At 47.0% G+C, this 9,018-nt stretch carries 5 protein-coding genes; 1 reads left to right on the top strand and 4 read right to left on the bottom strand.

Translation table 11 applies throughout. The features are described 5' to 3' along the window. The 4 genes from Q0986_RS12270 to Q0986_RS12255 all read right to left on the bottom strand — a co-directional run. The coding region (locus Q0986_RS12270; protein ID WP_299410539.1) for a filamentous hemagglutinin N-terminal domain-containing protein at positions 1-3,603 on the bottom strand (3,603 nt) is incomplete at its 3' end. A 104-nt stretch (positions 3,604-3,707) separates the two neighbouring features. Beyond that, positions 3,708-4,574, bottom strand: a complete 867-nt coding sequence (locus Q0986_RS12265) for a DUF928 domain-containing protein (RefSeq protein WP_299410537.1) — start codon at positions 4,572-4,574, stop codon at positions 3,708-3,710. A gap of 708 nt (positions 4,575-5,282) precedes the next feature. Continuing rightward, positions 5,283-5,597, bottom strand: coding sequence for a Mo-dependent nitrogenase C-terminal domain-containing protein (locus Q0986_RS12260; RefSeq protein WP_299410534.1), 315 nt, complete (start codon positions 5,595-5,597; stop codon positions 5,283-5,285). A 343-nt stretch (positions 5,598-5,940) separates the two neighbouring features. Further along, the gene (locus Q0986_RS12255; RefSeq protein ID WP_299410532.1) at positions 5,941-7,674 is read right to left on the bottom strand and encodes a hydrogenase maturation protein; all 1,734 of its coding nucleotides are present in this window, start codon (positions 7,672-7,674) and stop codon (positions 5,941-5,943) included. 942 nt (positions 7,675-8,616) lie between these two features. Between Q0986_RS12255 and Q0986_RS12250 the strand changes: the two genes are divergently transcribed. Then, positions 8,617-9,018 (top strand): phage integrase N-terminal SAM-like domain-containing protein (locus Q0986_RS12250; RefSeq protein ID WP_299410530.1); only part of this gene is annotated, 402 nt, incomplete at its 3' end.

Genomic DNA, 9,018 nt, shown 5'->3' with positions numbered 1-9,018 from the left:
CACAACGAGTAGATCATATCGACTCACTTGCACCTGAAATTGAATCAGGGGTGTGGGGGCAATCTCACGGGCCTGCTGATAATAATCCAGCGCCTTCTGAGGGTTCCCCTGACCCCGAAAGGTATGTCCTAAATTCAGAAGAATCGTACTAGTTAGGGCTGGCTGGTTCAGGGATTGGGCTGTTGTTAGGGCTGCTTCGAGTTGGCGCTGTGAACGCAACCAACTACCTTCAGCGCGCAACACTTTCCCCAGGTTCAACTGACCTATGGCCTTGATGGGAGATGCAGGCTGTTGTTCAAGGGGCTGCATGAGTTGCACTAGCCGCTGTTGAGCTTGGCGTAGATAACCCAGATCCTGAAGAGCTTGGATTTGATTCAACCGAGCCTTCAGGTTTCCCAAATCATCTCCAGCCCGGTGATAGACTGCAGCCGCTTGTTGCCAATCCTCAAGGGCTGAGCGCATATTGCCGCGAGTAAGAAACAAACTCGCCCTTGTATTCAGTACCTGGGCATGAAGAGCGGGCTGCTGGGCAATCAGTTCGGGGGTCAGTACCGCTTGGCTGGCGGCCATCGCCTCTCTCGCTTTATCCCAATCTCCAAGATGATGGTAGGCCAGCGCTAAATGACTTTGAACGGAAGCGTAAGCACCAGGATGCTTAGACTTGGATAGTTGGTTAACGGCTTGCGTCCAATAGGTGATTGCTTCAGAATAGTTCACCTGCTGATAAGCCTGGCGAGCCGCTTCCAGTAATTGGGGGAGTGAACGAGACGACTCTCCCTGCAAATAGTAGTCACCCCTAGCAGTAACCACAAGCCGCTTCGCTTCTTGCAAGACAGGCTGAGCCACTGGAGGAGCTTGAGTTCTTAAATCCGATAAGAGATAACTTCCCACAGGGCGACTCGATGGCATCAGGGGTAACCCGCCTCGGCCCGTCACGACGAATTGAGACTGCCCAGACCGAGGAACAGCACAGGCATCTGCAATTTGAGTACTGTTATCCAACACATTCTCGGGTAGTTGGGTGAGGGCATTGGCCGGATCCGTCGCAATGGTTTCAATATTAATCTCACCATTCACCCCCAACTGCGATGAGGCAGAGATGTTGAGAAACTGAGGACCAAAAATCGCATTCGTGAAGATATTAATATCACCCCCATCCCCCTCAAAGGCATTGGCAATGATTTGATTGAGTTCTCCGGGGAACGCCAATATAAACTGAGCCGCGATATCAATATTGCCCCCAGTACCAAAGCGTCCCGAATTTTCCGTAGAGATCGTCGATCCACCCTCGAAGATCAAAAACCGCAGTAGCTGTGTATCCGTCCCACGAATAATGATATTGCTGCCATCAGCATCCTCCCTAGCCACGGTTGAGATGCGACTCCCGTTGAGGAGTTGCAATGAATCGCGAATTGACAGCTCAATATTGGCTAGATCGCCTTCCACAGCCTCAGCCAACAAGGCTGCATTATCCAGCACAACGTTATTGCCCCGAATAAATAAGCTCCCCGCAGCCCCTGCATTCGTACTGCTCACAGAAATTTGAGCCCCATTATTCACTGTGATATTTGGGGAAAAAATGTCCACATTGCCCGCATTGCCCTCTCCCAGCGAACTGGCAAAGATGCCACTTGGGAACCGCGTACCCGTGGGATCTAGGACAAAGGGAAAGTCAGCATTGCCTGGAGGCAGCTCAATCCGAGGTGACGATCCAGTGATAAAAACCCCTTGGTTGGCAATAATCGAAACATTCCTGCCATTCCCTTCTGACTCCGCAATGGTGGAAGCCGAAATTTGTCCCCCATCCCGTAGGGTTAGCCGTCCAGTTACCAAATCAATATTCCCCCCCTCAAATGGTCCTGTGTTCTGTAATTGGGCAATAATCTGACTAGGCTGCCCATTCAACGTCCCTTGGAGCGTTACAGATTCAGTTGTGTTGATCAAAATATCGCCACTATTTCCCAACCCAAACGCTCCGGCATTAATAGTGGAGCCATTGGCAAGGATCAAATGGCGGGCATCAATGCGGAGATCGCCACTCACTCCTTCAAGGGTTGCATCTCTAATGGCCGTAGACAATTCTGCAATCCCAGCGAAATTGTCACGAGCTGCTGCGGGTTCTCCAACTAACCGAACGGTATCCCGAGCCCGAATCGTCAGGTCTCCCCCCTGAGCGTTCCCAAACGCCGTTGAGCCAATCAGCCCACCAATCAACGTTAGATTCTGAGTATCAATCTCGATCTTCCCACCCGTCCCGCCTATCGTCTCCGGCGGTAGACCCAGATCTTGAGGGATGAAGCTTACATCTGTAGTAATCCCAATGGGAGGTCGGCTGTGATCTCCCCCTCGATTATCTATCAGAATATGATGGGCACGAATCCGAATATTACCGTCTGATGTATTAGGACCAAATTTAGAAGTAGCGATATCACTATTTTGGCGAACCCATAATGAATGAGTGGTGAGATTGATGTCCCCACCAGATGCTTGGGTAACAGAAGCTATACTGGAACTCGAATTCAGACGAATGTCAGGAGCGTTGATAAATATGTCTCCAGCATCACTCTCAAACCCTTCAGCTAGAATGGATATTTCGGATTCTCCATTCAAAAATAGGTGGTTGGTGGCATTAATATGGATGTCACCCCCTTGACCGTTTTCCTTAACCGAAGTCTGGATAATGCTGTCCGTCAGTTGGAGATCCCCCGTCCCCTTAACAATGATGCTCCCGCCATGGGTATCCAACGAATCGACATCCTCGTTTAAACCTGCGATGAGCGTCGTTTCGATAAATGAGATATTCTGAGCCTGAACGACAATATCTCCATTCCCCTCACTCACCGTATTGATGTTTGAGTTATTGAGAGAGAGATTGGCTCTTCCCAAAGGTGGAACCGTCAGAAAATTTTGAGGCGTCGGTGCCTCTAGGTTAAGTAAGATGGTGCCGGATTGTGAACGTCCTGCGAGTCCAACGCGCCCTCCCGGTGCCAGTATATTGGCATCATTCAGCGTCACATCGCCTCCCAATAAAACGAAAGGCTTTCCTACCCCAGCCTCTAGCGTTGCACCATTGACCGTTATGGGCTGAGGATTAGCACCAAACTGTACCCCTAGGGGTACCGAGACCGTGAGTAAAGGCGGGGCATTGGGATTCACCGCATTAAAGGAAGTACCATTGGCAAACAAAAATTGATCTGCAGTGGTGGCCACAAACGCTCCGGCCACATCCAACTGTGCGTTCGGGCCAAAAATAATCCCACTCGGATTAGCCAAAAACAGGTTAGCAGGACCATCAACGCCTAGTAGACCATCAATGTTGGATGGGAGTCCGCCCGTCACCCGAGTAATGATGTTTTCCACAGAAGCTGGATTCTCAAAGAAAACGGTCTGATTTGAATTAATACCAAATCGTTCAAAGCTATGAAACAGGGCGGTATTCCGCTGAACCCCGCCATCAATCACGAAATCGTTGGCCGTTGCCCCAGTCGAAACCGCCGACGGTTCCCTTCCCAAGGTGTCGTCTGGGACAATCAATTCAGCCAGCGCTATGTCTGAGAACAAAAGGGGGGTCAATGTAGCCCCCAACCAGAATCCAGAAGCCATGACTGGTCTCAAAAAATATTGTTTGACCGTAAAATCGCACCTCGACCTGTTCATGATCAGATTTGATCTCCAGAATGTTTACTGAATAGGAGAGAACACAACTTTCAATTCAAGGGTTTAGGAAATGGAGGGTTCGAATTTAAGGACTTTACGGGAGCACGCTGGGTCGAATCCTTCAGCAGATCTGCAATTTTGACTAATGCCTGGCGATGTTCTGCCTCCACCTCTAACAGTGCGAGTTCTTTCAGTAAGTCTGGAAGTTGATGGTAAGCGTCTGAAGGGCTGGCATCCACAAACAGTTCTCTCACCGTATCAAACCAATAGCCAGCCTTTGCGAATACTGCAGCTTTTTGTTGTGACGTGCGGGCTTGGGATAAGGCTTGTTTCAAAGCGGGAGAAGGTGCCTTGACATCAATTTCAGCGATAAAAGACTGATTAAACCTGTCACTACTGGGATTGCAGGCCATACTCAGTTGCACAAAATACCGTTGGCCCGTTTGAAGCGCTGATTTATCTTCCGGTAACGTGTATTGAATCAGTCCTGAAGTCGTCTCTACATATTCCAGTTGATGCAGAAGTTTAGAGCTTTGATCTGAAGCGTCGGTAAACAAGGAAATCTGAACGCGATAAGGATGTGGTGCGCTGACAAACCAAGCAAATGTGGGGGTCACAGAACTTGTTCTGCCCACATGCTGAAGTGGGGCTAACAATGTGATGGGTAAAGGCTTGGGTTGGTCGGGTGCTGCCGGGCGAAGGGATGGCTGCAGCCCCCTTAGATCTGATGGTTGAACAGGTTGTGAGTGCTCAACAGTCAGATCGCACCCACGGGAGCCATTGGAGCCAAAGGACCCCGTTGGCGGATCTCCAGAAGGCGGTTGATATCGTCTAGCCCAGGCTGTGCTGGGAAACACTAAAAAGAATGCAAGGATCATCCCTGCAATCGGGTGGGAGTGGATGGGTTTAGCCCTCATCCATAACCCTTGAAATGGGTGCGACAATAGTTGTTTCATGACAAATGAGTGAGTGAGGTAAACAATAATTTGTGATTTTGGCTGCGCCTTGTCCACCGACTTCATATGCTATATAGCCAATTTGTATAGACTTGAAGAGTATGGGGATATTATTTCTTGGGAGCAGAATTTTTGCCAAATTTAAATAGGATTAGTTTCTAGAACTTAGTTCTCAACATTGTCATAAAGCGCAAGAGCAATCATTGCTTTTTTATATTTCAATCCTTTAACAAATACTTTAAAAACATCGCTCTTCTGAATGGTGAAGTTGGTCTATTCATGCTTAGTTCATCCCGCCTTAATATCCTGTCTAAAATGCCAGTCGTTTGAAGAGCTGAGTTTTTCAGTTGTTCCCTCATCTTTGGGCTAGCAGAATAAATTTGCTTAACATTCTTTATATGAAAAGATGTTGATGTTTCAGTAAATTTACCTGGGTTGACATACACCGTTGTTGTCCCCACTATCGCCAAATCAATCAGCAGATAAAATCTTGATAATTAACGTCTACAGCGATTCTGTGAGCAAAATTTGATCTATCTCACCATAGGACGTGCAAGTTCTAAAACAGGACCTGCGAGAGTATCTAGACAAAGGGGCTACTCCAAGAACTGATCCAAAGGGGGATTTCCAGTTTTTATCTCGTTAGAGCGATGAAAGAGCGATAACCCACTAGGGACAGTATCGGCTAACATCTTCACCACACTGGTCCGCAAGATAGGATAGGGCTCGAAATCTTAAGGCAACTACTTCTTCATAGGCTGGGTTGAGCTTGCAGAGTGGGGGAATGTGGAAGAGCATATGCCCCAAAAAGCGAATATCTCGTTCAAACGGGCACTGATTTGGCACAAGCTGACAGATGAGATTTGCGGTTGAGCGACGTTCGACATTGATGGAAGTAAATACTGGGTGGACAAGTCTCAAAAAAAATTGTTTGAGACTTTGTCTTATGGATGAAGGGAGTCCGAAACCATTGATGTAAAACATAGAATTTCCTCGACAGAAATTGGAATGAAATAGAGTTAGTAAGATGGGGCTAATCTGAGTTCACTGCTTCCAAGGAGAAGTAGAAACCGAACACACAAAAATGACCCAAGTGCTGATGATTTGTGTAAATAGAACTGTCAACATGATTGGTGATCCTCCGCTGGGGATGTGAATGATAGTTAGAGGTTGCACTTCTATGCGTCGTTGATTTCACTATCAATGAAATACTCAGCAGAAAAAATCCAGCAAAGTTCAGTTTCTTTCAGGTCTTAGTTCAGATATTGAAAAAATGGGTTGCATCATCTGTACTAAACCGCTGATACCAAAGCAAAGGAACCTTTATCTAAGCAGGGGAAAGAAGCTTACAAGGAATATTGTCCTTAACCTGCTGCCGATGAACGGCCAGATGGAGAGGCGTTTCAGAAGGACTAATTTTGTAGATAAAGTTGTAACGAGCAGTATTGTAAGCGTTACTGGTGAAGTCAAGCTTCATCTGTTCTAGTTCTTCTTGCCGATAAATTGCTAATGGCTTGTATTGTTCGTCCAAGAATCGTTGTTTATTCTTGAGCCATAGGATGTGCTGAAAATCCTCTCCTTGAGCTAAGCTCTCAGCCCCTTTGATAACCTGCGTCCTAAAGTCAGATACTGTATGGCCAAAATAGTTATCAATAAGGCCAATAGACTTAGCAACCCGTGTACCCATCGGCATACACACACTGGTCAGCTTCTGGGCCATCTCTGGACCCACTCGTCGAGGCAAGGAATAGGTCCAATACTCTGAGCCATAGAGCCCCATTCGCTTATAGTGAGGATTCAGCACAATGCCTTCGCGAGCAAACACTTTGTCCGCAGCTAAAGCCATCATCACCCCACCCGCAGCGCCATTACCTTGCATCGCAGAAATCACGAGATGAGTATCAGTTCGTAACACCTCATATACAAAGTCATTGATGGCATTGATGTTTTGCCACGACTCTGCAGCAGGATCAGCCGATGCTTCCACCACATTGAGGTGAATACCATTGGACCAAAAACCCTCTCCTCCCATGAGCACAATTACTTTCGTGTCTTTGGTACGAGCATAGAGATAGGCATTCCGCAAACGCTGGCATTGCTCTGTACTCATGGCACCGTTGTAGAAAGGAAAATGCAAATAGCCGACCTGGTTCTTTTCCTCATACCAAATATCCCGAAAAGTAACTTCATGAGGAGATAACTCCAAAGACACAGGAACCTCTGGCAGAGCTTGTATGTATTCCCTCAAGACTTGAGCAGCAGGTAGCTTAAAGTACACTTGCTCCCCTTTTTTCTTGCGCTTGAGATGGGTAATCCAAACAGCACCATCAATCGTCGCCCGACATATAGCCCCATATCTTTGGGCAATCAATTCTCCTGGCTTACCCGTTAAGACATTTTCTGGATGCGCACCATAGAGATAGAATTGCTCCCCAAAAAGTACATCAAGCAAACCCGGTTGGCTATCTGCGCTGCGAATCTTACGGACAATCTCAGCAGTGGTATCACTCTCCCAGGAGATAGCCCTATGAGACTGTTTGAGGGGATTACGCCAAGTGCCTTTGACATCTGGATTACCGTAATCAAGGGGTTCAGGCTGATATTTGGGTTCAATAAAGTTGGCTAAGGTTTGCTTGATACATGCGATCGCCGCTTGAGCCCCCTTCCCTCGATACAAATCACTTTTAGTTTCTCCTTCTAAGGGGAAATTGATAGATGCCCAAATGTCACCCGCATCCATCTCTGCATCCGCTTGTAAGGCTGTCACGCCCCATTCAGATTCATCTTCGAGAATCGCCCAGTCAATGGACGAAGGACCGCGATCACCTTTGATACCTGGGTGAATAATAATGCATAGGTGTTGTTTCCAAATATCTTCTGGAATAGCAGTTTTCAAGAAGGGGGCAACGATAACATCAGGTTGAAACAAATCAACTGCTTGGCGCATTCGCTCATGATCCAGAGCCAGTTCTATGGAAACTTCGTGGCCTAAATCGACTAACTCGACATGGAAGCGCTGAGTCATACTGTTGTAGGCTGAGGCAAATAATAAAATTTTCACGAGATGTTCTCTCCGTTTTAGTTAGGTTCAACTACGTGAGAAAAGGTGACCCTTGTTGATAGGTCATGAAACAACTGGAGCTAGGATGATGAGTTGGCTATCATTCAGCCTCTTCTGATGTAGAATGATTCATCCGACCAGCAGTTTCATAACAATCCAGCACAATATTTGCCCCCTCTTTAATTGAGATGGCTTGAACAATATCCATGTTCTTAGCCGCTATTAGGCAGAATTTCCCCCCATCACTATCAGTGAGTTTGTAGCTTTAAACTGAAGCCGCAGGGGTATCAGCAGCAAGATAGTTACTTAAGTTTCTGTCAATAACGTCATTTGTTTAGCTAGGTGAGTCATTTGGATGCTCCTTTAAAGATTAAAAATCAAGCGAAGATCTTCTGGGCATACTGTTCAATAAAAAAAGTTGTTGGTAGTTCAGCGTAGGTAAAATGCCTAGACTGTGATGCTTCGTTGTTGAACTCAATATCCCAAAACCGAATAGCAGATAAAATCCCGATTTATTCAGGAAAATTCAGGTATTGCTCAGATTGTTGTACCAACAGAAAATGCTTGCCACTCACTAGACATGTTCCGGGGGCTGGTGTTGAACCGAAGATTGACCTGAAATGATGTGGAAGTGGGCACCCCGCAACATACAAGAGTTTGACGCTCTCCTGATGCGCTGTGGACGAATGTCCGAGCAAAATTCTGTTTTGAGTGTGGTGAGTGCTTACGGAATCGCTGTAATGGCTACAATGAGGTGATTACATCGCTGAAATATGGGTTTTGCCCCCTCTGTGGCCAGGCGTATAAGCTCACGAAAACCTAAATTTTGAGGTCTGGGAAGTACTTCTAATTAAGGTCCACAGCGATCCTGTGAGAAAAAATTGCTCTATCCTGGCATGACGCCTATAGTGATCTGCAAATGCTGATGCAGTGGTGCAATTTATGTCGCGTTTCTCTCAAATTTCCGACATCCCACCTGTTCGTCTCGTTGAGTTTGGCAAGGAGAAATCGGAAGAAAGCACGGTCCCTGTGAAACCAGCGGTGGTGAACTTGAGATCGCAACGAATCGAACAGTTCCTCACCCTAAAGAATCTGGCGGCCAACACCCGACGTAACTATGAACGTCATCTACGACAGTTCAGTCTGTGGGTGAACAAGGACTGGCACCAGATTACCATGAATGATTTGAAGCGCTACAAGACCTATCTGGAGTCGGGGCGGCAGTTGAAGCAAGGCTCGGTAGGAGCAGTGTTGACGGCACTTAAAAGCTTCTTTACCTGGCTCGAAAAAGCAGGATACATCGAGGACAATCCCGGTGCGGCCATCAGTATTCCCGTAACCCCA

This window comes from Acaryochloris sp. IP29b_bin.148, from assembly GCF_028285565.1.
GTDB lineage: Bacteria > Cyanobacteriota > Cyanobacteriia > Thermosynechococcales > Thermosynechococcaceae > Acaryochloris.
This window is presented reverse-complemented; position numbering and strand designations above follow the sequence as displayed.